The following is a 24,350-nucleotide window of genomic DNA, read 5'->3' as shown; positions in this document are numbered from 1 at the left end:
GGTGAATAAGTAGCCTCTAGCAATGGCTTGCTAGAGGCTTTAACCAATTAATTTACTTGGTACTTACTGTTAGTACGAATGTAAATAGTGGCTGTTTTGTCGCTAGTGTTCTCAATCGTGTGGGTAAAGTTACCGGTTGATTCTACATAGCTGCCTGCGCTTAGGTTTTGCGCTTTATCTTGCTCGCTTGAGTTGTACTCTATGGCGCCGGCTATAACAACAGCACGAAATTCGCTTGCATCTGTTTTTATTTCACCTTTAAAGCCGGCAGGAAGTTTAATCATTGAGCCGTTCATATCGGCTGTACTTCCCCAAAGGTAGGCGGTTTGCACGCCTTGGGCGTTAATGTCGTTTAAATCGCTGCTGTTTAACCATACTATGTTGTCTGCATGTAGGTTTAACGGGCGCTCACCATTATCAAACTGGGCATTAGTTGGTTTAACTAAGTACGGCCCTGAGTCGATTTCTAAGTAAATTAAGTTTGTTTCAGCATTGGCTGCAGTGGTGTGGTTTTCACCTGCAGGTTGTGTCCAAAACGAACCCGCTGGCATCCACATTTTTTCGGCTGTTGGGTCGTCATTATGCATTTGCCCTTCAATAACGATACCGCGGTAGGTAATGTTGTGAATGTGCGGCGGAGATTCAAAGCCTTTTTTAAAGCGTACTAACATGCCTGTTGCAGTGTCGGTTGTGCGGTTTCCCCATAAATCTGCAGCGCCAGGGCTTTTATCACCACGTAGCGGGTTTAAGTAACCCCAGTCAATATTGCTTGCAGCAACAACTTGTGATGTGCTTTGCTCTGCAGAGGCTGGCGTTGATATAAGTGTTGCAACCAGTGCAAGAGTTGATGCGTTTAGTAAAAATTTCATTTAAAAGCTCCGTTAAGTTGGTATAGCGCTATAGTACGGCTTAAAATTCAGTCAATAAATGGGCATAAGTTAAATACACTTTCGCAAAAACGTGGATAATAACGCTATAGTTACGCATGCTGGTTTATGCAATAAGAGGGTTTGATGAAAATAGCTGATTTACAAGTATTACTCAAAGTGGCTGAGCTGCAATCAATTACAGCTGCTGCAAATCAATTAGATATGAGCTCATCGGCTGCAAGTGTCTCGTTAAAGCGAATAGAGCAGGCGCTTGGGGCACAAATATTTGTACGCACAACAAGGCAAATTCGCCTCACGCCCGAAGGGGAACGCTATTTACCCCTGTGTCAGCAGGCTCTCGATTTATTGCAACAAGGGCAAGTGCTTATTCATGAGGAGCAGCAATCTATTAGTGGTGAAGTGCGAATAGCAGTGTCATCGGAAATGGGGCGCAACCTTATGCGGGTATTGCTAAATAATATTATGGATAAACACAGCGAAGTGACGCTGCGCTTACAAGCAAGCGACAGTCGCGCTGATTTTTACCGTGATGGAATTGATGTTGCGCTGCGTGCCTTAACTAAAGAGGCCGCACAGGAGCTAAATTTATACGGCTTTAAAATTTGTAACATTGCACACGTGCTATGCGCCTCGCCTGAGTACATTAAAAAGCACGGTGAGCCGTTAACGCCAGATGACCTACTGAATCATAATGCCCTTTTATATAAGCTCTACGAGGTAGTGCATGATGGGTGGGAGCTGTATAACGATAACCAAAAATACAAGGTTAAAATGAGCAGCGACCGCGCCGTTAACGATGGTGATATAGTTAGGCGTTGGTGTGTTGATGGCACCGGGATTGCCAAAAAATCGGCCATTGATGTAGCTGAAGATTTATTAGCTGGCAGGCTAAAAAGGTTAATGCCCGATTACAAAATCCCCCTCACTGAAATGTGGTTAGTACTGCCTAGCCGCCAGCTTATAACGCCTGCCATTAGGCTTATTCGTGATGAGTTAAAACACACGATTAGCCAATTAAGAAAAAACCTGATTGCGCAAGGGATAATTAACGAGCAAGAGTGGCCCGATTCACCCTAGTGCACCTTACGCGAGGTTAGTGTTGCTAGCCTTGCGCCTTTAAATTTAATTCGCTTTCCTGTGGTGGATTAAATTAAAATACACGCTCTTCTTTTATGTTCTATTTTTTCTAATTATTGGGCTTATTGCTCAGCCGATCCTATATTTATTCTAAGCAAGTGTTAGTTAAGTCCTTTATCCATTTACAGGTATCGTATGTTACTTAAACAAAAAGTTTATATTAGTCTTATTTTGGCTATTGTTGTGCCGTTAGCGGTTTCTACATTTTTATTTTCAAATAGTATTCAAAATCATACCGATGAAAAGCTCGCAAAGGTTGATTTACCCACCGCACTGAGTGAAGTAAAAAGCAAAATTGAACTCGAACTTGCCACTCCTATAATTGTTGCCAAAGAAATTGCGCAAAACAGCTTTGTTAAACAGTGGCTAAGTAACGGTGAGAGTGAGCAAGCAAGAGCCGATTATATTAATTATTTAGCCAGTATTAAAAAAGATAACAACGCAGTTATTGCTTATATAATTTCCAAAAATACCAACAACTATTACACCGATATTGGCATATCTAGACAGATAGATAGAAGCGAAGATGTATGGTTTGATCAGTTTTTATCCTCTAACAGACCCTTTGAAATAGCATTGGATATAGATAAAACCACAAATAGCATGGTGGTTTTTATTAACTATGCACTGCAAATTAACGGTGAGCGTACCGCCATTACAGGCGTAGGGCGCTCGCTCGATTCTATGATCAACTTAATTAACGAATACCGTATTGGCGAAGCCGGTGTGGTGTATTTGGTCTCTGATGAAGGTGAGGTAATGCTTCACAGTGACAGAAGTAAAATGGGTCAAAAAATTAATATTAACGATATTAAAAATGGCGCCATTATTAGTAAAACAATGGCAGGCGAAGATTATGTTGTGTCGAGTACGCCTATTGAGTCATTAGGTTGGCATTTAGTGGCAGAAGTGCCCGAGCAGCAGTTATACGGGCCAATAAATAGTGCCATTAATAGCAATTTATTATTTGGTGTGATCATTGCCATTATTGGCTTTGCTCTGGCCAGAGTTTTAGTGTCGCAAATATTTAAACCTATTGAAAACATAACCGCTGCAGTGAGCGCGTTAACTAAAAAAGATGGCGATTTAACCGTAAGGCTGCCTACTAACGATAACAACGAAATATCAGAACTTGCCGCTAACTTTAATTTATTTTTAGAGCAGTTACATGGCATGTTTAAGCAAGTGTCGGACTCAGCAAACCATGTTAAAAGCATTTCAGAAAATGTGTTAGTACAAGTACAGGGCGCGGCCAACTTGGCCGAGGTACAATCATCTAGCACGCAAACGGTGGCGGCAGCCGTTAACGAAATGGAAGTAACCGTACAAGACATTTCAAACAGTGCCAGTAATGCCTCTGACATTGCGACTTCAACAGAAGAAGCGACTCATAAAGGAGTAGAGTTTGTAAATAGCACGATAAAGCAAATGGAGCAGCTAGAAAACGCCATGGCTACCTCGGTTGCCTCGGTAACTGAGCTTTCAGGAGAGATAAAGTCAATTACGCAGGTGCTTGATGTTATTAAAGCAATATCGGAGCAAACTAACTTACTGGCGCTCAATGCTGCCATAGAAGCCGCGCGGGCAGGCGAACACGGTCGTGGTTTTGCCGTTGTAGCCGATGAAGTAAGAACCCTTGCTATGCGTACTGCAGAGTCGACCGAGCAAATTAACGAAATGATAGACACGTTAAATTCTAAGGCTTCAAGTACGGTGTCGGCTATAGAGCTTGGCAGTAAAAATACCCTAGAAAACGCCGAACGTTTAAAAGTAACAGGGAGTACCTTAACGGGTATATCTCAAGAAATTGTTACGCTAAGTGAGCTAAATAGCTCCGTGGCTACAGCCACCCGCGAGCAAACGTTGGCTACCTCAGAAATTAGTCAAAATGTGGTGATGATTTCTGATTCTGCTGAGCAAACAAAACAAAATATGAAAACCTCAGAGCAGCTATGCAATGGGCTAAATGAAGAGTCGAATATATTAAAAGACTTACTGGGTAAGTTTACGCTTTAAAAAAAGTGACAACATTAAGCTAAAAAACGCGTTGTAACTTAGTTAATCTAAGCTTTGGTTAAGAGGTTTATTATCCAAAGTTTAGGTTAATAACAACGCGTTTTTAAAAGGGTTAATTTTTACGGTAAATTTCGTGTTGAATGTCGTAAATATTAACGCTTAAGCTGTCAGAATCTCGGCAATAAGTTTTTAAGCACTCAAGCAAGCTCTCGCTTAACATTTGTTTTTGTTCAATAGAGCGCCCGGCCATGATATGCGCCGCAATATGAATAAACCCTTCTTTTCCTTCACCTAGCTGGTATTGCTGATAAGCAATAGCGCGGGTTTTAATGGTTTCTAAGTCAAACAAACCACTTTGAAAAGTCGCGTTATGCACTTTTTCAACAAGTACTTGCGGTAATACAGGAAGATCTTCAGAGTGTTCAATAATAATGTGCGGCATTTACGCGTTTCCTATTATGAGTTACTACGTGGGCGTACGTATAATTGTACCAAAGCCTCAACTGTGCGCTAACCCCTCAATGGCCTAAATTTAGTTGTATTAATTTTTGATGGTAGTATAAAAACAGTCACGTGAACCTTCGCTTATAAAGCAAAATTAAGGATTAATATGAAATTACCACACCGCTTTAAACGTTTAGCTGTGCTATTAAGTGCAGTGGTTACCTTAAGTGCCTGCTCAGATGATGTTGCATCGGTGAGCTTAGGGCTGTTTACTACTAAAGATGTAGTGGTAAATTCCCAGCAAGACCCACTAGTAAAAGGGGTTACGTGCCATATTAGCCATATTGAGGCCGACTTAGATTTTTCAGATCCCTCTGATATGTCTATTGCGTGTCGTCAAACTGGGCCAATTACAGCCGATATGTTACAAGCAATAGATCGCAGTAAGTCGGGCGAAGTGGTGTTTAAGTCATCAAAAAGTATTTTATTTAAATCGCTAAAAGTGCGCCGTATTTACGATGCACAAAACCGCACATTACTGTACTTATCGTACTCGACTAAAGAGTCGAGCGGCAGCCACCACCACGCACTTTCAACTGTGCCTTTATACAATACACAAGCTTGGAACTGGGCACTTGAACAAAAATAAGAGCACACTATGTTAGCGTTATTTAAATCAAAGCCGCTGCTAGAACAAGCCGAGCAGCAGTGGCTAATTGATACCTTTATTTGGGCGGTAGAGCACTTTGATGCCGCATTTTTTACCAAGCATACGCAAATAATATTGCCAACGGTGGCGCACTTTCCTGATTCGGTATCGAGTATTGAGGAAATGGCCACTAAGGTATTTGTACGAGTACGTGATTACGCAGGTATGAGTGCGTGGCCAATACGATTAGTTGCGCCACAACAGTTACAGCCGCAAGTATTTCCGCATTTTGAATTTGCTGAGCACTTACGCGGAGAGCAAAGCCAACTTATTGTACCGCCAAGCCATACGATTAATGTCTCATTTAACCCTAATCAAATTAATCAGCCGCAAGATTTAGTAGCCAGCTTTGCCGGCACGCTGGCTACTGTATTAATTCATCATGTTGGGGTGTTACCGCCAGGCGGTAAAGACTACTTGCCACAAGCGGCAGATGCGCTGGCCTGTTTTTTAGGGTTTGGGGTAATGATGAGCAACACTGTGTATCAATTTAAAGGCGGGTGTGGCTCGTGCTATAACCCTTATGCTAATCGTGAAGCGAAGCTCAGTGAAACTCATACTGTATTTATGCACGCGCTGATCAGTTATTTTAAAAACGATCGTGACTCTAAAAAACATTTAAAGCCACATTTGCGCAGCCAATTTAAAAAAGCCCAAAAAGAGATCAAAGCATTAGTTGATAATTCTGCTAATCCGCTATTGCTTGCCTATGCACCAACTTAAACCGGATACTTGTGAACTACTTAGACGAATTTTTACTGATTGCCATCGCCCACTTTTTTGCAGTAGCCAGCCCAGGCCCCGACTTTGCCGTGGTGCTCAAACAAAGTATACAGCAGGGCAGGCGTAACGCCTTATGGACAAGCGCTGGTGTGGGCGCTGCTATTTTATTACACGTAGGATATTGCGTATTAGGGGTTGCGCTAATTTTAACGCAATCGCCTAATTTATTTATGGCATTAAAGTACGTTGCGGGGGCGTATTTAGCCTATTTAGGCGTACAAGCATTAAGGGCTGCCAAACCACCGGTAAATAAAACAGACAACATAGAAAACAAAACCACCCCACAAGAAAGCGTATGGCATGCATTTAGGCGCGGCTTTTTAACCAACGCGCTTAATCCTAAAGCCACTCTCTTTTTTATGTCGTTATTTACCTTAGTTATTAGTGTAACTACACCAACTAGCGTGCAAATTGTGTATGGGGTTTATATGGCTCTGGCAACGTGGGTGTGGTTTTCTATGCTTTCTTTAGTGTTGTCAAAACCCAGTGTACGGGCGTTTTTTCAAAAAAGCGGCTATTGGTTTGACCGGGGTATAGGTGTTATTTTAATTGCTTTAGCCATTCGTGTAGTAATTTAACCCTAGGGAGAAGTCATGCCTATTTATAATTTTTCGTTTGGATCGAATATGTCCTCTAACCGCTTGCTTGCGCGTTTACCAAAAGCAAAGCGAGTTGGCACGGCTGTACTAAAAGGCTACGAGCTTACGTTTAATATGTTATTTAAAGATGGCTCGGGAAAGTGCAGTATTCAAAAAAGTGATGACAAAAACGCCTTGGTATATGGCGTAGTGTATGAACTTGATGAAGCCGAAAAAGCAATTTTAGATACCATAGAGGGCCCAGGCTACGATTGCGTGGCTATTAAGCCCACTTTGTTAGATGGTGAGCAAATAGAGGCCCATTGCTATATTGCTAACACCCACGATAACGATGTACTGCCATACGACTGGTATATTCAGCACGTTCATCGCGGCGCGCTTGAGGCGGGCGTACCAAAAGAATACAGTGATGCAATACTTAATCGGCCGCATAAGCCCGATACAAATAAAGAGCGTGCTGATATTGAATTTGCAGTGCACCAAAAATAATAAGGATAATCATGAAACTCACCAAATTAGCCAGTTTAGCGTTGCTTGCCAGTGCCACTTTTAATAGTTGGGCACAAATTAATACCACGGACTTAGAAGAGGTTATTAACACCTCAATGGCACGCTTTGACGTGCCGGGTATGGCGGTAGCGGTTGTGCAAGACGATAAAGTTGTATTTGCTAAAGGGTTTGGGACAAGCAACCTCAATACAAATGCAAAAGTGAACAAAGACACACTTTTTGGTATTGCCTCAAACACAAAAGCGTTTACCAGTGCAGCGCTGGCTAAGTTGGTTGATGAAGGTAAGTTAAGCTGGGATGACAGGGTAATTGACCACTTACCTGAGTTTAGGTTGTACGACTCCTACGTCACCCGCGAAATGCGTGTTCGTGATTTATTAAGCCATCGCAGTGGCTTAGGGCTTGGGCAGGGCGATTTAATGATTTGGCCAAGTACTGATAAATCTATAAAGGATATTTTAGCCGGCCTACAGTATTTAAAACCAGCCAGCAGCTTTCGCAGCCAGTATGCCTATAACAACTTAATGTTTGTAACCGCAGGCGAAGTGGTGGCACGTGTATCAGGTATGAGCTGGAATGATTACATCGAAAAAAATATATTACAGCCTTTGCACATGGAAAACTCGCGCGCGGGCTTTTCGCGTATTCCAAAAAGCAATAAAAACTGGGCAATTGGCCACATACCAATGGATGGCAAGCTCAATCCTTTTTTTGTTAACTACCTAGAAGACTTTAGAGGCGCAGGGGCTATTGCATCAAGCGTAAACGATATGAGCCAATGGTTACTAACGCAGTTAGCTGGCGGAAAAATGCCAAGCGGCGAGCAACTATTTAGTGAAAAACAGCAAGCGCAAATGTGGCACCCGCATATTACCTCTATGGCTTCTAAAAGTGCGTATGAGGCCTATCATCAGCAATTTAGAGGCTATGGGCTAGGTTGGAGCATTGAAGATTACCACGGCTTTAAAAAGCTAGGCCATGGCGGGGGCATTTTAGGTATGGTGTCGCAAGTTACATTATTGCCTGAGAAAAAGCTCGGCATTGTTATTTTATCTAATCAGCAAGCATTTAGTGCACTTTCGGCAGTAACCCACGAAGTGCTAGAAGATGCCCTTGAGCTTGAAGATAAAGACTGGGTTGAAGAGTTGGCTAAAAAACATTTTGCGAGTAAACAAAAAGCCTACGCTAATGCAAAACCCGACACCCCAGCAGATTACCAGCCACAGTTACCTAATATAAATTACACCGGCACGTTACATGACGATTGGTACGGCGATGTAATTATTGAGCAACTCGATGGCAAACTACGTATTGATTTTACCCATACCAAACGCTTAAAAGGCACGCTTGAGCATTACACGGGTAATACGTTTATTGTTAAGTGGGATGAAAAGCTACTCGAGGCCGATGCGTTTATTCGTTTTGATATGGGCGCAAACAACCGTGTAAATAGCGCAAAAATGCGTGCGGTATCAACAGCGGTAACAGACTTTAGTTTTGATTTTAGAAACCTTAATTTAAAAGCTAAGTAGTGATGCTATACACCAAAGTCGCAAAGCCACCGTAAGGTGGCTTTGTTATATTAAGCACTCACATTAAAGGAGCGTTTATGCGTACTGCAGTTATTTCACACCCTCATTGCCGTAAACATAAAATGATTGACGATCATCCTGAGTGCCCAGAGCGCCTAGACGCTATTGCTGATAGACTTTTGGCAAGTGGTGTAGATATTGGCTTAACGCATCTACAAGCGCCTAAAGCGCAGCGTGAGCATTACTTATTAGCCCATGATGAGACATTAGTTAACCTTGTGGAGCGCTTAGTCCCTGAGCAGGGGCTACATAACCTTGATGGCGACACCTGGCTTTGCCCTGATTCCTTTAAAGCGATAGAGCGCGCCGTAGGAGCAGGGTTGTTGGCTGTAGATGAAATACTCGCAGATAAACTCGATGCGGCGTTTTGCGCTGTACGCCCGCCAGGGCATCATGCCAATGCACACGCTTCATCTGGGTTTTGTGTATTTAATAATTTAGCTATAGCGGTTAAGTATGCCCAAAGTAAAGGCATTAAACGTATAGCAATTGCTGATTTTGACGTACACCATGGTAATGGCACCCAAGACATATTTATAAACGATGAAAACATATTACTTTGTTCGTTATTTCAATACCCATTTTATCCAAACACGGCCGTAAAAAATAACAGCCACATAGTTAATTCCCCTTTGCCAATTGCCAGTAGTGGCGATGATTTAAAAGAAGTGTTTAATACCCAATGGTTGCCAAAATTAAAAGCCTTTAAACCAGAGCTGCTATTTATTAGTGCAGGGTTTGATGCCCACCTAGAAGATGACATGGCAAGTTTAAAGTTTGTAGAAGATGACTACAGCTGGCTTACAGAGCAATTATGCGACGTTGCAAAAGAGAGTGGTTGCAAGGGTGTTATATCTTACCTTGAAGGGGGCTATGCGCTATCAGCATTAGGAAGAAGTGCTGTAGCGCATATAAAAGTGCTTAGTGAGTACTAATACCAATCCGCAATAATACTTAATTAAGCGAATTGGTATAACTAAAGGGTTATAAACCTAGTAAATCAAACGCCTGCTTGGTATTAAGGGTTTTAATTTTGCCAAGGCAGCATTGCCCTTCATTTAATAAATAAGTGGTGACCAGTTGCGCTAGCTGCTCCTGTGAAAGAGGGGCGCATGCAGCGCCTTGCAGGTCAACGTACTCACCTTGCTTGTTCAACACGCGCACATTACTAAGCTCACTTTGCGTAACGCTGTGCAAACACGCTTCTTGTTCTTGTTTATCGTGCGCTATTTCAAGCTCATTATAAACAATTAATAACTGTGGAAAGCTGTTTAGCATACTTACCCTACGGTTACCTCGTATGAGGTAAATTTACGCACATTAATAACGCCAGTATCAAAAATTAAGTACTGACCTTTTATACCTTGCAGCACGCCGCTTACTACTGGGTTTTTATCAAAATTAAACGAGCTAATTTTAGTGGGGTACTCTGTCACCGGGAAGTTTAAATCAACCACGTCTTCATCAAGTTGCTCTATGGCTGTGGCACCAAATAACTCGCTTAGCTCGTTTAATTTATCGCTAATTTGCGGGATCAGCTCTGCCGCGGCGGCTTTAAGGTCAATGGCTTCGTTTTGACCTTTTAGCATGTTACGCCAATTGGTTTTATCGGCAATAAACTCGGCCAATGCCACCTCAACTAAGCCTGATTGCAAACGTGTTTGCACTTTAAAAATAGGCAGTGCTTGAGTGGCGCCTTGATCAACCCAACGTGTCGGTATTTGCGTATGACGAGTAATACCTACTTTAAGCCCTGAGGTATTGGCTAAATACACATAATGCGGGATCATGCAGTTTTCTTCGCCCCATTGCGGCTCGCGGCAAGTGCCTTTATCGTAATGGCAAGTTTCTGGTTTCATAATGCACATATCGCAGCTAGCAAGCTTGCGCATACACACAAAACAGTGGCCTTGCGAGTAACTCTTTTTGGTTTTTTTGCCACAGTTTGAGCATAAAATGGTACCGCTAAACGTCAGCGTTAACTCTTTACCAATGAGTGCGTTTAGATCGACTAGGTTGTCGCCCACAGGAAGATGATATTGAACCGGCTCTGTTAAGCTCGATTTTAATTTACGCAAAGTGCCTTGCATCTTTACTTGGCCCCTAAAGATGTTGATATTAAAACGTGGAGTTTAACATCTTTAAACTGTATTGGCTTTTTAAGAAATACAAATAGTCATCTAGGGGAAGTGGCTTAGCGTATAGGTAACCTTGCGCTCTATCGGCGCCCATTTCTTTCAATAAGTGGTGCACATCTTGGGTCTCTATGCCTTCCATGGTTATAGATAGCCCTAGGTTATGTGCCATATCTATAGCGGTTTGCACAATCACTTTATTGGCGGTGTTATTTGTTAAGTCAAATACAAACGATTTATCTACTTTGAGCTCCGTAAAGCGATAATTAACCAAATAACTTAGCGATGAATAGCCAGTGCCAAAGTCATCAAGGACCACGCGCACCCCTAAATCAGAAAGCTCATTAACCAATGAAATAAGCGCTTCGTGGCTTTCAACTAATGCTGACTCCGTTAATTCAAACTTAAGAAGCTGCGCCGGAACTTGGTATTTTATAAGAATGTTTTCGACTTTTTCGGCTAGGTTTTTAATCGACAGATTTTTAGCACTTAAATTTACGCTAATTGGGTGATCGTTATAGCCTTGCTCGGTTAGTTTGACGATATCTTTACAGGCTTGCTCAATAACCCATAAGGTAAGCTCGTTAATAATACCTGTGTGCTCAGCAAGGGTGATCAGCTCTTCTATCGATACGCCTTTAAAAGCCGGATCGGGCCAACGTAGCAGCGCTTCGGCGCCACATACTTGATTAAAGTTCAGCCCTATTTGAGGCTGATAATACAACGCTAGTTGGTTGTTTTTAATTGCTTTTTGTAATTTAGCGGCCAATGCCACATCCATTAATATATTACTGCCGTTAGAAGCGCTTACTACTAAATCGTTATTACTTTTAGCTTTTTTAAGTGCCAAGTAACCCCGTTTCGTCCAGTATTCAAAGTCGTCACTGTGGGCTGCGCTACTAATCCCTATGTTATAGGTAAGTTGTAAGTTTAAGCCTTGAATTTCGTATTGTTTGGGTAGGCTATTTATAACTTTAATTAAGGCCCCTTCAAGTGACTCCTGGTTTTGGTTTTTAGTAGATATGCAGGCAAATACCCCACTGCCTAAGTCGGCTAAGCGGGGGCTGTTATTAAAATCTGTATCTAGGTTGGTAAATTCGCGCTCATGGCTAAGCTCTAACTCTATTTGTTTAGCCACGTGCTTTATTAAAGTGTAGCCCTGCGATGGGGTAATAATGGTATTGAGCGAGTTAAAATGGCGAATTTTAATTAAACACAAGGTGGTATTACGCCCCTGTGCTTGTAAGCTCATAAACGCTTGTTTTAATTTGGCACTGTTAAGTAATTTAGTTTGCTGAGTATGTGTAGCATGATAAAGCGCACGCTCGCGCTGGTAGCGCACTCTATCGGCAAGTGCCATAGCCATTAAAATAACTTCACACAATATAGCCACTAAAAACGCGTGACGAATCGCAAAGCTATAATCCAAATAGCCCGTTAATTCTAACGGCTGTATTGCCGCGCCAACAATGAGGGGAACCCACGAAAAAACGTAAAACTTCGCCCACCTAAAGCCCGTGCGTAGTTTGTTATAAATTAAAATAACACACGTAATATATAACAAGCTTAATACACAAAAAAAGATGGGTGCTGCAATGTACTCGGGTATAAATAAAGTGGTGATTGATAATAAAGATATTAAAATAAGTAGCGCTTTACTCATTTTATAGCGCCAGCATTTGTCCTTGTGGTAGCGCAAAAACATGGTGCAAAAGGCGAGCGTAAAAAAGGCCATTGCGTAGTTTGAAAAAATCACTTTTTCGTGTAAGTACAATTGCCACTCTAGGGGCCACAAGTAAAAGCCAAAGCCCATTACAATGCCCATTAAACACAGCGCACTAATTATATAGCCTATATAAACTAAATAAACGCGGTCTTTAATCCCAAAATAAAGCACTAAATTATACAGAGCAGCCATTAATAACACGCCGGCAAATATGCCCCAAATGCCGGTTTGCGAGCGAACTAAATCAACAAATTCTTTATGGCGATACAAATTAACTGGGGTTTTGCTGATCCCCGTTGTATCTATTTTTATGGCTAAGCGCTCTGTTGTTTTACTCTCAAGTGCAAAACGTATATGCGGTACGCTATATTGAAAAAGCGTGAGGGACTTTACTTTATCACCTAATTTATAGCTTTCTATAAGCTCATTTCTTTTGTTTAACCGATACACGCTAAGGTGATCAACCATCGGGTTATCGAAATGGGCAACAATGTCTTGAGCATCCAAACTTTTATTTTCAAGGTCTATAAATAGCCAATAGTTTTGCTGCTTAAAGCTCCACTGAATATCGGTTAACGGCTGGTGGGTGATTAGCTCGGGATTTAAAATAATATCGTTGAGTGTGTGAGATTTACTTTCATCTATGTAGTAGGCAAAGTCTAAATATACAGGCGTGGTTTTATCGATGGTATAGCGAGTCGGCACAACCAGGTTAGAAGCGAGTGTGCTAATAATATAAAATATGAAAATCAGTATGGCTATGGCCGCGGCATGATAACGTAAAGTTTTCGTTTCCAACGTTGTATACTTGTAATAACTCTTTTAATTAGTGTAGCACTAAAAAAGCGCATATAAACTGCGCTTTTTTAGTTAAATTTTTAGGGCCTGCTTATCCTTCAGGATTAAAATTTGTTCTAACTAGGGACGATTTAATCGTGGCGCGAGGTTTGCAACCTAGTGGGCTAAGTAAAAACCGAGCAACAAAGAGTTAATCGTCCCTAGGACGAACCTTCGTGCAGCGCGTGTTTGGTATTTATACTGCGTTATCGCCTATTTATGGGGAATAACCACACTACATAGGCTCTGCCTTGCCTAAATACCAAACACACTGCTGCAAATTTAATCTCGAAAGATAAACAGGCCCTAAGTTAAACCAATAATTTAGTTACAGGCTACAGCTCTCGGGCAATCGCTCTGTAAGCAATATCGGTGCGGTACTCCATACCTTCCCAGCTAATTTGTTTTACAAGCTCGTATGCACGTTGCTGTGCCTCGGTAACGGTATTGCCGAGTGCCGTTGCACATAATACACGTCCACCTGCGGTGACAACGTTTTCGCCATCTTGCTTAGTACCCGCATGAAATACTTTTTCATCAGCAGGGTAGTTAACTTTAAGGCCTGATATTGCATCACCTTTAGGGTAATCACCTGGGTAGCCTTTAGCGGCAAGTACAACACCTACGGCTGCGCGCGGGTCAAACTCAATGGTTGTTTTATCAAGTTCTTCGCGGTTAGCCGCCTCAACTAGTTCAACTAAGTCTGATTTAAGACGAAGCATCATTGGTTGCGTTTCAGGGTCACCAAAACGACAGTTGTACTCAATTACTTTGGGCGTGCCCTGGGCATCTATCATTAAGCCTGCGTATAAAAAGCCAGTGTAAGGATGACCTTCGCTTGCCATACCCTCAACGGTAGGAACGATTACTTCGTTCATAATGCGCTGGTGGATTTCGTCGGTTACTACAGGTGCCGGAGAGTATGCGCCCATGCCGCCAGTATTTGGACCTTCATCGTCATTGTATGCACGCTTATGATCTTGGCTTGTTGCAAATGGCAAAATGTTTTTACCATCAACCATAACAATAAAAGAGGCTTCTTCGCCTTCTAAAAACTCTTCGATCACGACGCGGCTGCCAGCCTCGCCAAAAGCATTACCGGCAAGCATATCGCGAATAGCATCTTCAGCTTCGCGTTCATCCATTGCCACAATAACGCCTTTACCAGCTGCTAGGCCATCTGCTTTTATTACAATTGGCGCGCCTTTTTCTTTTAAATAAGCAAGGGCAGGGTCAATTTGTTCAAACGTTTGGTAATCAGCGGTTGGGATGGCATGGCGAGCTAAAAAGTCTTTAGTAAACGACTTAGAGCCTTCTAGCTGCGCTGCACCGGCTGTTGGACCAAAAATAGCGAGACCGTGTTCACGGAACTTATCTACTACGCCTAATACAAGCGGTACTTCAGGGCCAACAATAGTAAGTTCTACATTGTTTTGTTGTGCAAAGCTTAATAGGCCATCTAGGTCTTCAACGTTAATTGCAACGTTTTCTAGTTTTGGCTCAAGTGCAGTACCGGCATTACCCGGTGCTACAAATACAGTGTTTACTTTCGTGTTTTGAGCGGCCTTAAACGCAAGTGCGTGTTCGCGGCCGCCGCTGCCAATGACTAATACATTCATGGCGAAATATTCCTATTTAAAGCGGTTTTTTAAATTTCAGCGTCATACGGTCGCTTTCACCAATAGCTTTGTATTTATCAGCGTCTTGTTCGCCAAGGCGTAAGCTAGGTGGTAGCGTCCACACCCCTTTAGGGTGATCGGCTGTATCTTTTGGATTGGCGTTAATCTCACTGCTTGCAACTAATTCAAATCCAGCTTTTTTAGCTAAATCGACCACGTAACTTTGCTTCATGTAGCCGGTTGATTTTTGATCCCCATCAGGTCGGCTTTCATCTAAGCGGTGTTCAACTACACCTAATACGCCACCTGGTTTTAACGCTTTATAAAAAGACTTAAATGCACTGAGTGCGCCTTTAGTGTCTTTACCCATGTACCAGTTATGTACATTGCGAAAGGTTAATACCATGTCGGCAGTGCCGGCAGGGGCAATATCAGTGTGCGTTAATGGGGCAAACTCAGAAATTTTTACTTTGCTAAAACGCTCATCTTCGGCCATTTTTTTCTTAAAGCCGGCTAAAGAGCGCTGGTAGTAACCTACCGAAGAATCACTCGGAAAATGCGCTGCGTAATATAAGCCTTGCTCTTTAAGTGCAGGGGCTAAAATTTCGCTGTACCAACCACCACCAGGGGCAATTTCAACCACCGTCATTGTTGGTTTAAAACCAAAAAATGCCAGTGTTTGCTCAGGGTGACGGTATTCATCGCGGGCGCTATTTTTAGCGCTACGCTCGCTTGATTGAATAGCATGGCTAAGGCTTGACTCATGGTTATGGCTAAGTGCCATTGTTGAGGTCAGCGTAAGCGAGGCAACAAGTAGTGACTTTAGTGCAAATTTCATCGTTTGTTCCTTAACATTTTAAATAGGTGTTGAACCAGAATACGTGAATTGATTGCAAACAAAAAGGGCTAAACGTTGTGTTTAACCCTTTGTGTGATTAGTGGCGGAAGTGGCGCATGCCGGTAAATACCATCGCCATGCCAGCTTCGTCAGCGGCGGCGATAACTTCTTCATCGCGCATTGAACCACCCGGTTGAATAACCGCAGTAATACCAGCGGCTGCGGCTGCGTCTATACCATCACGGAATGGGAAAAACGCATCTGATGCCATTACAGAGCCAGGTACTTCTAGATTTTCATCAGCGGCTTTAATACCCGCTATTTTAGCTGAGTAAACACGGCTCATTTGGCCTGCGCCTACGCCAATGGTCATACCGTCGCGGGCATATACAATCGCGTTTGATTTAACAAACTTAGCCACTTTCCAGCAAAATAGTAAATCTTTAAGTTCTTGCTCAGAAGGTTGGCGCTTAGATACGACTTTTAAATCGCCTTGGGTAACCATGCCTAGGTCGCGCTCTTGTACTAAAACACCGCCGTTAACGCGTTTAATATCGTGGCCAGTTGCTTTGCCACTCCATTGACCACACGCTAATAAGCGTACGTTCTTTTTAGCTTCAACAATTTTTGCTGCTTCGCTTGAAACGCTAGGAGCAATAATTACTTCAACAAATTGACGCTCAACAATGGCTTGTGCTGTTGCAGCGTCAAGCTCGCGGTTAAAGGCAATAATGCCACCAAACGCTGAGGTTGGATCTGTTTTAAAGGCGCGGTCGTAAGCACTAAGAATATCTTCGCCAATTGAAACGCCACATGGGTTTGCGTGTTTAACAATAACACATGCAGGTACATCAAATTCTTTAACACACTCAAGTGCGGCGTCGGTATCTGCAATGTTATTAAACGACAGGGCTTTACCTTGTAGCTGAGTAGCTGTTGCAACAGACGCTTCGCTTACGTTGTTTTCAACATAAAAAGCAGCATCTTGATGCGAGTTTTCACCGTAACGCATATCTTGCTTTTTAGTGAATTGCATATTGATAGTGCGTGGGAATTTAGTCTCTTCAGCGGCTTCTTCAGTGTAATCAGGTACCATTTTACCAAAGTAGTTAGCAATCATGCCATCGTACTGAGCTGTGTGCTCATACGCGGCAATGGCTAAATCAAAACGTGTTTTGTACGTTGTTGAGCCATTGTTGCTTTGCATTTCGCTAATAACGCGCTCGTAATCGTTTGCGTTTACCACGATGGTGACGTCTTTGTGGTTTTTAGCGGCTGCACGAACCATGGTAGGTCCGCCAATATCAATGTTTTCAATAGCATCTTCAAGGCTGCAGTTTTCTTGAGCGACAGTATTCGCAAAGGGGTATAAGTTAACTACAACAATATCGATAGCAGAGATGTTATTATCTGCCATTACGCTTTCATCTTGTCCGCGGCGCGCTAAAATACCGCCGTGAATTTTAGGATGAAGGGTTTTTACGCGACCATCCATGATTTCAGGATGACCTGTGTGATCTGATACTTCAGTCACTTTTATGCCGTTATCAGCAAGGAGTTTGCAGGTACCGCCAGTTGATAAAATATCTACACCTTGCGCTTCTAGTGCGCGGGCAAATTCAACAATACCGGTTTTATCAGACACACTTAATAGTGCGCGACGAATAGGACGATGAGTATCCATTGTAGTTTAATTTCCTCAGTTAATGAGCTAGCTTAGAAGCGGGCATTTTAACTGATTACTACTCAAAAAACGACTTATAAAGCGCCAATAAGCGTGAGCATTTTGCAACATCTCTACTAAATTGTACGCATAAAAAAAGCACCCGAAGGTGCTTTTTTTGCATGATACCAATTGTATTGGATTAGTAAGCAGTTATAACGATAGAAAAACAAGTCTATAACAAGGCAAAAATTTTACAGTGTAGTTATTCTACATAAGAAATTTTTAACGCCGTTATGGGCTTGTTTAGCTCGTTAGCATGCTTACGCTTTCAATATAATTGGTATTAGTTCATGCCGTATTTTTTAAGCTTTTTACGTAAAGTACCACGGTTGATACCCAGTAAAATTGCCGCACGAGTTTGGTTACCACGTGTGTATGTCATTACTTCTTCAAGTAATGGCGCTTCTAGCTCTGAAAGAACAAGGTCGTAAACGTCTTGCACATCTTGACCGTTAAGCTGCTTTAAATAGTGGTGAACAGCTTTTTTTACTGCATCACGCAATGGCTGCGGTTTCTCGTGTGACTGAACATGAGGGTTTGTGATAAATGGAGAAGTCACGTTTTGTTCGAACATTATTTAATCTCTTTCTTTCTTAGTTAGCTGCTAGTGTTTTAAAGTATTGCGTTAATGCGTCAACCTGTGCTTGTGGGTTGTCGAGCGCATTAAATACTCGCCTAAACTGACCGTCACTGTCATGGGTTTGCAAATACCAAGATACATGTTTGCGAGCGATTCGCGCTCCCATTGGCTCGCCGTAAAACGCATGGAGGTTATCTAAATGCTCCATTAAAATACTTCGCACCTCTGAAATAGCAGGTGGTGGTAAGTGTTCTCCAGTTCGCAAATAGTGGTCTATCTCCCTAAATATCCAAGGGCGACCTTGGGCGGCTCGGCCAATCATGATGGCATCTGCACCCGTATAGTCCAAAACCTGCTTTGCTTTTTCTGGAGATGTAATATCACCATTAGCAACCACAGGTATCGACACTGAGCGTTTTATATCCCTAATCGTGGCATATTCTGCTTCACCTTTGTACATACATGCGCGTGTACGCCCATGTACGGCAAGTGACGCAATGCCATAACGCTCAGCTATTCTCGCAATCTCTACACCATTACGGTTGTCCTGATCCCATCCTGTACGGATTTTAAGTGTGACAGGGATATCAACAGCGTTAACCACTGCATCAACTATCTCTTCCACAAGTTCAGGAAACTGTAATAATGCAGAGCCTGCGAGTTTCTTGTTCACTTTTTTTGCTGGGCACCCCATATTGATATCTATGATCTGTGCACCGTTAGCAACATTGAATTGTGCGGCCTGCGCCATAAGCTCAGGATCAGCTCCTGCAATTTGCACCGCGCGTATACCCGACTCACCGCTGTGATCCATACGGTTCATCGATTTTTCAGTTTTCCAAACCTTCGGGTTTGACGATAACATTTCAGACACGGCCAAGCCTGCGCCTAAGCGGCGGCAAAGCTGTCTAAATGGTCTGTCTGTAATACCTGCCATTGGCGCGACTATTACATTATTCTCAAGTTGGTATGAACCGATACGCACTGTATTCAATAGGCCTCTTTTCAAGGGGCGCTAAGTTTACGGTTTTTTTAGGAAAAATCAAAGGCTATAAATTGAACAAAAGTGACTTTTTTTTGCCCTTTTCGTATTGACTTTTGATAACCGCATGACAAGTGGGTCGATTTGTTTGAAATTTAAACAAAAAATAATTTTGTTAAATTATGCGAGCTAATTTTCTAACTGTAAAAAAATAGTAAAGCCTGTTAAATACAGGCTTTACATGCAAGTTTTGAGTTAAAACTCTAAATTTATAAATGTATGCGGTTAGCTATTTTTTGTACCGCTTACACGGGTCCAATCACCCTCTTGTGCAATATCGTCAAGCTCAATAAACGGTGCGTAAATATCGGCAACCGATTGGGCTTGCTCTTCTAATATACCCGACATAGCAATTTTGCCGCCCGGTTTAAGTAATCCCAAAATTACACTGTGAAGCTCACGCAGCGGCTGCGCTAAAATATTAGCTACTACAATATCAGCACGAAACTCAGGTTGGTTTTCTGGTAGGTATACCTCAAGCTTATCGGCTACGCCATTACGTTGTGCGTTATCTAAGCTTGCTTCTAGTGCTTGCGGGTCAATATCAATACCAATCATGCGCTCTGCACCAAGTTTAATGGCTGCAATGCCTAAAATTCCCGAGCCACAACCAAAATCAACCACTGTTTTACCACTTAAATCTTGGCTTTCTAGCCATTTAAGGCACAGTGCCGTTGTTGCATGTGTACCCGTACCAAACGCAAGGCCTGGGTCGAGCAATACATTGACTGCATCTGGGTCTGGAATGTCGCGCCAGCTTGGGCATATCCACAGTTTTTCGCCGAACTGGATTGGGTGAAAGTTATCCATCCACTCACGTTCCCAGTCTTTATCTTCTAGTTGCTCAATTTTGTATACCAGTGTGTCTTTAATTTCATCATGACGCTTAAGTAAAGCAATTACCGCGTTCATATCATGATTGGCTTCAAATAGACCAATTACAGTGGTATCGGCCCAAAACTCAACGGTGCCAATTTTAGGCTCATAAATAGGCGTGTCTTTAGCGTCAATAAAAGTAACAGAGGCGCTGCCTGCTTCCATTAATAAGTCACTCACTGCATCTGCGGTAGCAGCATTGGCATTGATACGGATTTGGATCCAAGCCATGGTTGGTTTCCTTTAAATAGAAAAAAGGCCGCTACAGCGGCCTTTTTAGTTTATATGAAGCGCTAAATTATTTAGCGTCTAAAAAGCTTTTTAGTAAATCAGAGCGAGAAGGGTGGCGTAATTTACGCAGTGCTTTCGCTTCTATTTGACGAATACGCTCACGTGTTACGTCAAACTGTTTACCTACTTCTTCTAAGGTGTGGTCGGTATTCATATCAATACCAAAGCGCATACGAAGTACTTTAGCTTCACGGGCTGTAAGGCCTGCTAGCACGTCGTTTGTTGCGCCACGAAGAGATTCCATTGTTGCCGAGTCGATTGGCGAATCAATAGTGGTATCTTCGATAAAGTCACCTAAGTGCGAATCTTCATCATCACCGATTGGTGTTTCCATCGAAATTGGCTCTTTAGCAATTTTAAGTACCTTACGGATTTTATCCTCAGGCATCATCATGCGTTCTGCTAATTCTTCAGGATTTGGCTCACGACCCATTTCTTGTAACATTTGACGAGAGATACGGTTAAGTTTATTAATCGTTTCTATCATATGTACTGGAATACGGATTGTTCTTGCTTGGTCAGCAATTGAGCGGGTAATCGCTTGGCGAATCCACCACGTAGCATAAGTCGAGAACTTATAACCACGGCGGTATTCAAACTTATCTACCGCTTTCATCAAGCCAATGTTACCTTCTTGGATTAAATCTAAGAACTGTAAACCACGGTTTGTGTATTTTTTAGCAATTGAGATTACAAGACGTAAGTTAGCTTCAACCATTTCTTTTTTCGCACGGCGCGCTTTTGCTTCACCAATGCTCATACGACGGTTAATGTCTTTAATACGCTCAATGCTTAAGCCTGTGCTTTCTTCAATTACACATAGCTTTTGGATGCAACGAATAATTTCAGGCTTCACTTCTTCAAGTTTAGCTGAATGTTTTTCGTTAGCATTTATTTCTAGGTCTAGCCACGCTGAGTCAGTTTCGTTATTAGCAAAGTGCTTAATAAACGTTTTCTTAGGGAGCTTAGCAATTTGTACCGCTTGTTTCATGATAAGGCGTTCTTGAATACGCACTCTATCCATCATTTCACGCATGTTGTTAACCATGCGATCAAACTGTTTTGGTACTAATTTAAAAGTTCTGAAAAGCTCGCCAATTTCAAAAATAGCGGCTTGAGAATCTGGGTGCGAACGCCCTTTTTCATCAAAGGTAGCGCGAGCTTTAACGTATAAATCACGTAAGTTTTCAAAGTGAATACGGGCTTCTTCTGGATCTGGGCCTGTATCTACTTCTTCTTCGTCTTCATCGTCATCGCTGTCTTTGTCATCTTCATCATCGTCTTCATCAAGTTGTTCTTCACTTAATTCAGAGCCAATGTGAGTTGCTGAGATTTGCGCTTCGTCTTCGTTAGGGTCGAAAAAGCCTGAAATAATGTCGCTTAAGCGCATTTCTTCTGCTTCAAACTTATCCCACTGTTCAAGTAGGTAAGTAATCGCTTCAGGGTATTCGGCAACAGAAATTTGTACCTGGTTGATACCTTCTTCAATACGCTTAGCGATTACAATTTCGCCTTCACGTGTAAGAAGTTCAACAGTACCCATTTCACGCATATACATGCGCACTGGGTCAGTTGTACGGCCAATTTCTTTTTCTACAGTTGCAAGGGCTGCAGCAGCAGCTTCTGCTGCGTCTTCGTCTGTCGTGGTTTCTTGCATCATTAATTCATCAGCATCAGGCGCGTTTTCGCTAACCTTGATACCCATGTCATTAATCATGCTAATGATATCTTCTACTTGATCTGAGTCGATTATGTCTTGTGGAAGGTGATCATTTACTTCAGCAAAAGTTAAGTAGCCTTGCTCTTTACCTTTTTGAATCAGAAGTTTTAATTGTGACTGAGGAGTTGGATCCATAGAGATTGTTTCTTCCACTCTGATAAGTTGATACAACAGGCGTCATCATAGAGTTAGCCTTTTAACTAACTTTAATAATGTGACGCAGTGAATAGCACAGTATAACAGTTTAAATCAAGTCTGACTAGCTGTTACTCGCTTTTAGCGCTGTCATAAGTAAATGACATTCTAGTTTTTCATCACTTGATAAGCCCTGTGTCTTGTCCTTTATTAATAGGGTCTCTAGTCGATAATTTAAACACTGATCTTCAATAAATTTAAAAGTATTTTGAAAAACAGTCTCTAAACGCTCATCACTAATTTGGTGCTGCCATGTGGCAAGCTTTACTAGCGGTTCGTAATCCTCGGAATCTCTAAATGATTCGAGTAAAACTGCTGTGTTCGCATTGTCTTTTTGCAGTGCGCGCTCTTGTAAGCGCAGTAGCAAACCAATACCCGCTATGTTCATTTGCGCCAATTCTGGCAAATGGGGCACACTTTTAGCTAACTGTGGGTGCTGAATTAAAATACCAATAGCTTGGCGCATTGGGGTAATTTTAAATTTTCGTTCAACAGCGTGTTGTTGCTTTGGTGTTTTTAAGCGGCTATTTAGTTGCTCACGCGTACGGCCAATTAATCGCCCTAACTGCTCTAAAATATTTTCTTGGTAAAATTCACTCGGAATTTTTTCAATCAACGGCAAAGCGGCACTCAACAGCTTAGCTTTGCCTGAGTCGAGTGTTAGGTCTACTTCTTGGCTAAGCTTATTAAATAAAACTTTTGTAAAATCATCTGCTTGGCTTAAACGTTGCTCAAACTGTGTTTTACCTTCTTGCTGAACCAGTGAATCGGGGTCTTCGCCGTCAGGCAAAAATACAAAGTGTAATGCTTTGCCATCGTTTAAGTAGGGCAGGGCATTTTCTAGTGCTCGCCATGCCGCGTCGCGGCCCGCTCTGTCGCCATCGTAACAACAAATAACTTTGTCGGTGGTTCTAAATAGCGTATGCATATGCTCGCTTGTTGTTGCGGTACCAAGCGCAGCTACGGCATATTCAATACCTTGCTCTGCAAGTGCAACTACATCCATGTAACCTTCTACAATAAGTACATGCTCAAGCTTTTTATGTGCTTGTTTTGCCTCATAAAGACCATATAGCTCAAAGCCTTTATGAAAAATGCGGGTCTCTGGTGAGTTGAGGTATTTAGGCCCTTGGTCGGCTTGCATTACACGCCCGCCAAAGGCAATAACACGGCCACGTTTATCACGAATAGGGAACATTAACCGATCGCGGAAAAAATCAAACTGCCTACCTGGTGTTTTTTCGGAGGCGAGCTTAAGCTCGACCAGCTGTTCTTTTTGCTCTTTTGTTCGGCCAAGTTGTTGGCACAGCGCTTCCCATTCGCTCGGCGCATAACCAATCATAAACTTTTTAACGGTTTCGCCACTTAAACCACGCCCTTTTACATAGTCAATCACCGCAGCAGAGTTACTGTGGTGCTTTAATTGATGCTGGTAAAAGCGTGCTGTGTGTAACATTAAATCGTAATCTGAGCGCTTTTGCGCTGCCGTGCGCTCAGGTGCTGAGCTACTGCCTTTCTCGCGAGGTACGTCTAAATTTAAAAGGCTTGCGAGCTCTTCTATGGCATCAACAAATTCAAGCTTGTCGTATTCCATAACAAACGAAATAGCGTTGCCATTAGCACCACAGCCAAAGCAGTGGTAAAACTGTTTATCTTGAGAAACAGTAAACGAGGGAGATTTTTCGTTATGGAAAGGGCAGCAAGCTTGGTAGTCTTTACCTGCTTTTTTAAGACCAACTTTAGAGTCTATTAGCTCTACAATATCTGTTCTGGCGAGTAAATCGTCAATAAAATTTCGTGGGATCTTTCCAGCCATGTTTTATAAGTAGTCCTAACAATTGGTGAGGTGTAATTTCAACACAATGCGCGCATTTATAAAAGGGGTATTGGTAAGCTAAAAAGCTACATTATATCCATTTAATCATTCTTAGGTGCTAAACCTGGCGCTAACAGCGTACAAAGCTAGAATGTTGAAGGTAGAGCAGTGCAGGCGCAGTAAGTGATAGCCCTAAATAACCCATTTTACCTAGCCCTCGATGTGCTTTTGTAGTTACACAATAAATCACTTAATTACATGCACGAGCA

General features: G+C 42.3%; 21 protein-coding genes. 8 read left to right on the top strand and 13 right to left on the bottom strand.

Translation table 11 applies throughout. From position 1 onward, the window contains the following. Positions 1–47: 47 nt before the first annotated feature. Entirely contained in the window at positions 48–869 is an 822-nt protein-coding gene (locus MTF64_RS13955; RefSeq protein WP_248451755.1) for a DUF4437 domain-containing protein, read from the bottom strand. Positions 870–1,013: 144 nt separating this feature from the next. Between MTF64_RS13955 and MTF64_RS13950 the strand changes: the two genes are divergently transcribed. Both MTF64_RS13950 and MTF64_RS13945 read left to right on the top strand, forming a co-directional pair. Further along, positions 1,014–1,967 (top strand): LysR family transcriptional regulator, encoded by a 954-nt coding sequence (locus MTF64_RS13950; protein ID WP_064387367.1) that lies wholly within the window; start codon positions 1,014–1,016, stop codon positions 1,965–1,967. 195 nt (positions 1,968–2,162) lie between these two features. Then, a complete protein-coding gene (locus tag MTF64_RS13945; protein WP_055252630.1) occupies positions 2,163–4,043 on the top strand; it encodes a methyl-accepting chemotaxis protein in 1,881 nt (626 codons plus the stop codon). A 112-nt stretch (positions 4,044–4,155) separates the two neighbouring features. On the opposite strand, the gene MTF64_RS13940 is transcribed toward MTF64_RS13945, so the two are convergent. Next, on the bottom strand, positions 4,156–4,485 hold the full coding sequence (locus tag MTF64_RS13940) for a 5-carboxymethyl-2-hydroxymuconate Delta-isomerase (RefSeq protein WP_004588643.1): 330 nt from the start codon (positions 4,483–4,485) through the stop codon (positions 4,156–4,158). Positions 4,486–4,653: 168 nt separating this feature from the next. Between MTF64_RS13940 and MTF64_RS13935 the strand changes: the two genes are divergently transcribed. From MTF64_RS13935 to MTF64_RS13910, 6 genes are all read left to right on the top strand, one after another. Beyond that, entirely contained in the window at positions 4,654–5,136 is a 483-nt protein-coding gene (locus MTF64_RS13935; protein WP_004588642.1) for a CreA family protein, read from the top strand. 9 nt (positions 5,137–5,145) lie between these two features. Beyond that, positions 5,146–5,919 carry a hypothetical protein gene (locus MTF64_RS13930; protein ID WP_248451754.1) on the top strand — a complete coding sequence of 258 codons (774 nt, stop codon included), beginning with the start codon at positions 5,146–5,148 and terminating at the stop codon, positions 5,917–5,919. An 11-nt stretch (positions 5,920–5,930) separates the two neighbouring features. Further along, on the top strand, positions 5,931–6,557 hold the full coding sequence (locus MTF64_RS13925; RefSeq protein ID WP_054983275.1) for a LysE family transporter: 627 nt from the start codon (positions 5,931–5,933) through the stop codon (positions 6,555–6,557). Positions 6,558–6,572: 15 nt separating this feature from the next. After that, on the top strand, positions 6,573–7,067 hold the full coding sequence (locus tag MTF64_RS13920; RefSeq protein ID WP_029772759.1) for a gamma-glutamylcyclotransferase family protein: 495 nt from the start codon (positions 6,573–6,575) through the stop codon (positions 7,065–7,067). Positions 7,068–7,078: 11 nt separating this feature from the next. Next, positions 7,079–8,620 (top strand): serine hydrolase, encoded by a 1,542-nt coding sequence (locus MTF64_RS13915; RefSeq protein WP_248451753.1) that lies wholly within the window; start codon positions 7,079–7,081, stop codon positions 8,618–8,620. 77 nt (positions 8,621–8,697) lie between these two features. Then, complete coding sequence (locus MTF64_RS13910) at positions 8,698–9,615, top strand: histone deacetylase family protein (protein ID WP_248451752.1); 918 nt, start codon at positions 8,698–8,700, stop codon at positions 9,613–9,615. 49 nt (positions 9,616–9,664) lie between these two features. Here the strand turns inward: MTF64_RS13910 and MTF64_RS13905 are convergent, their stop codons facing one another. The 11 genes from MTF64_RS13905 to dnaG all read right to left on the bottom strand — a co-directional run bounded on the left by MTF64_RS13905 (position 9,665) and on the right by dnaG (position 24,081). Beyond that, on the bottom strand, positions 9,665–9,958 hold the full coding sequence (locus MTF64_RS13905; protein WP_004588636.1) for a hypothetical protein: 294 nt from the start codon (positions 9,956–9,958) through the stop codon (positions 9,665–9,667). Positions 9,959–9,960: 2 nt separating this feature from the next. Beyond that, positions 9,961–10,770, bottom strand: a complete 810-nt coding sequence (locus tag MTF64_RS13900; protein ID WP_055252638.1) for a DUF2797 domain-containing protein — start codon at positions 10,768–10,770, stop codon at positions 9,961–9,963. A gap of 28 nt (positions 10,771–10,798) precedes the next feature. Next, positions 10,799–13,339, bottom strand: a complete 2,541-nt coding sequence (locus MTF64_RS13895) for an EAL domain-containing protein (RefSeq protein WP_054983280.1) — start codon at positions 13,337–13,339, stop codon at positions 10,799–10,801. A gap of 374 nt (positions 13,340–13,713) precedes the next feature. After that, a complete protein-coding gene (gene purD, locus MTF64_RS13890; protein ID WP_248451750.1) occupies positions 13,714–14,997 on the bottom strand; it encodes a phosphoribosylamine--glycine ligase in 1,284 nt (427 codons plus the stop codon). A gap of 16 nt (positions 14,998–15,013) precedes the next feature. Next, positions 15,014–15,835: a methyltransferase gene (locus MTF64_RS13885; protein WP_248451749.1), complete on the bottom strand. Its 822-nt coding sequence runs from the start codon at positions 15,833–15,835 to the stop codon at positions 15,014–15,016. Positions 15,836–15,932: 97 nt separating this feature from the next. Beyond that, entirely contained in the window at positions 15,933–17,519 is a 1,587-nt protein-coding gene (gene purH, locus MTF64_RS13880) for a bifunctional phosphoribosylaminoimidazolecarboxamide formyltransferase/IMP cyclohydrolase (protein WP_248451748.1), read from the bottom strand. A gap of 325 nt (positions 17,520–17,844) precedes the next feature. Beyond that, positions 17,845–18,135 (bottom strand): DNA-binding transcriptional regulator Fis, encoded by a 291-nt coding sequence (gene fis / locus MTF64_RS13875; RefSeq protein ID WP_002957804.1) that lies wholly within the window; start codon positions 18,133–18,135, stop codon positions 17,845–17,847. 19 nt (positions 18,136–18,154) lie between these two features. Continuing rightward, positions 18,155–19,126: a tRNA dihydrouridine synthase DusB gene (gene dusB / locus MTF64_RS13870; protein ID WP_004588630.1), complete on the bottom strand. Its 972-nt coding sequence runs from the start codon at positions 19,124–19,126 to the stop codon at positions 18,155–18,157. A 282-nt stretch (positions 19,127–19,408) separates the two neighbouring features. Then, entirely contained in the window at positions 19,409–20,290 is an 882-nt protein-coding gene (gene prmA / locus MTF64_RS13865; protein WP_248451747.1) for a 50S ribosomal protein L11 methyltransferase, read from the bottom strand. A gap of 67 nt (positions 20,291–20,357) precedes the next feature. Beyond that, positions 20,358–22,205: an RNA polymerase sigma factor RpoD gene (gene rpoD, locus MTF64_RS13860; RefSeq protein WP_054983281.1), complete on the bottom strand. Its 1,848-nt coding sequence runs from the start codon at positions 22,203–22,205 to the stop codon at positions 20,358–20,360. A gap of 124 nt (positions 22,206–22,329) precedes the next feature. Further along, complete coding sequence (gene dnaG / locus MTF64_RS13855; protein ID WP_024031414.1) at positions 22,330–24,081, bottom strand: DNA primase; 1,752 nt, start codon at positions 24,079–24,081, stop codon at positions 22,330–22,332. Positions 24,082–24,350: the final 269 nt, after the last annotated feature.

Origin of the sequence: Pseudoalteromonas sp. 2CM41L, assembly GCF_023161905.1 — a bacterium.
Taxonomy (GTDB): domain Bacteria; phylum Pseudomonadota; class Gammaproteobacteria; order Enterobacterales; family Alteromonadaceae; genus Pseudoalteromonas; species Pseudoalteromonas atlantica.
Note: the sequence above shows the minus strand (reverse complement) of the source record. Positions and strands in the feature narration are given on the sequence as shown.

Coding starts and splice junctions, on each gene's coding strand:
- MTF64_RS13935 (WP_004588642.1), top strand. CDS start 4,654: ATGAAATTACCACACCGCTTTAAACGTTTAGCTGTGCTATTAAGTGCA.
- MTF64_RS13950 (WP_064387367.1), top strand. CDS start 1,014: ATGAAAATAGCTGATTTACAAGTATTACTCAAAGTGGCTGAGCTGCAA.
- MTF64_RS13910 (WP_248451752.1), top strand. CDS start 8,698: ATGCGTACTGCAGTTATTTCACACCCTCATTGCCGTAAACATAAAATG.
- rpoD (WP_054983281.1), bottom strand. CDS start 22,205: ATGGATCCAACTCCTCAGTCACAATTAAAACTTCTGATTCAAAAAGGT.
- MTF64_RS13955 (WP_248451755.1), bottom strand. CDS start 869: ATGAAATTTTTACTAAACGCATCAACTCTTGCACTGGTTGCAACACTT.
- purH (WP_248451748.1), bottom strand. CDS start 17,519: ATGGATACTCATCGTCCTATTCGTCGCGCACTATTAAGTGTGTCTGAT.
- fis (WP_002957804.1), bottom strand. CDS start 18,135: ATGTTCGAACAAAACGTGACTTCTCCATTTATCACAAACCCTCATGTT.
- MTF64_RS13905 (WP_004588636.1), bottom strand. CDS start 9,958: ATGCTAAACAGCTTTCCACAGTTATTAATTGTTTATAATGAGCTTGAA.
- MTF64_RS13885 (WP_248451749.1), bottom strand. CDS start 15,835: ATGAAATTTGCACTAAAGTCACTACTTGTTGCCTCGCTTACGCTGACC.
- MTF64_RS13940 (WP_004588643.1), bottom strand. CDS start 4,485: ATGCCGCACATTATTATTGAACACTCTGAAGATCTTCCTGTATTACCG.
- MTF64_RS13945 (WP_055252630.1), top strand. CDS start 2,163: ATGTTACTTAAACAAAAAGTTTATATTAGTCTTATTTTGGCTATTGTT.
- MTF64_RS13915 (WP_248451753.1), top strand. CDS start 7,079: ATGAAACTCACCAAATTAGCCAGTTTAGCGTTGCTTGCCAGTGCCACT.
- MTF64_RS13900 (WP_055252638.1), bottom strand. CDS start 10,770: ATGCAAGGCACTTTGCGTAAATTAAAATCGAGCTTAACAGAGCCGGTT.
- MTF64_RS13920 (WP_029772759.1), top strand. CDS start 6,573: ATGCCTATTTATAATTTTTCGTTTGGATCGAATATGTCCTCTAACCGC.
- MTF64_RS13930 (WP_248451754.1), top strand. CDS start 5,146: ATGTTAGCGTTATTTAAATCAAAGCCGCTGCTAGAACAAGCCGAGCAG.
- prmA (WP_248451747.1), bottom strand. CDS start 20,290: ATGGCTTGGATCCAAATCCGTATCAATGCCAATGCTGCTACCGCAGAT.
- dnaG (WP_024031414.1), bottom strand. CDS start 24,081: ATGGCTGGAAAGATCCCACGAAATTTTATTGACGATTTACTCGCCAGA.
- purD (WP_248451750.1), bottom strand. CDS start 14,997: ATGAATGTATTAGTCATTGGCAGCGGCGGCCGCGAACACGCACTTGCG.